This window comes from Pseudoxanthomonas sp. 22568 (genome assembly GCF_052044485.1).
Lineage (GTDB): Bacteria > Pseudomonadota > Gammaproteobacteria > Xanthomonadales > Xanthomonadaceae > Pseudoxanthomonas_A > Pseudoxanthomonas_A beigongshangi.
Window position 1 is genome coordinate 1 of record NZ_JBQENC010000035.1, and the last position, 459, is coordinate 459.

Annotated in this window: 1 pseudogene; it reads right to left on the minus strand. The window is 65.6% G+C overall.

Annotated features, from left to right (window positions below):
• Nucleotides 1-53 precede the first annotated feature (53 nt).
• Nucleotides 54-459, minus strand: a pseudogene (locus ACTJI2_RS20035) (hypothetical protein); the annotation flags it as partial.

A 459-nucleotide genomic window follows, 5' to 3' on the forward strand; every position in this document is an offset into this window, starting at 1 on the left:
CCCTGATTCCCGATAGACGACGGTCGCGACTTACGTCGCTCCTACACGGGAACTCACCGGGTCGGCTGCAGCGCCACCACGCGCACGTTGAAGGAGTTGCAGGCCTTGTCCACGCAGATGCCGTTGAGCCATGCCTCGCCACTGCCGAACATCACGCCCTTGTAGTTGACGAACAGTTCCGAGTAGCGCTGGCGGACGATCGCGTCGGCCATCGCCGGGGTGACGATGCGGCCGTACTGGGCGATGAATTCCGGCGCATTCCGGATGGTCGTGGCCTTGCCATCGACCGTGGTCTTGAACGGGAAGTCGATCATCGCCGCCACCGTGGCGGCGTCCTTCTGCGCGACCGCCTGCTGGAACGCCAGGATTGCGGTTTCATAGCGCGCGGCGTCGCCCAGCAGCTGACCGATGCGCTGGTTGACCTCGGTGTGATCGTCGGCTTCACCGGCCGCGGCGGGC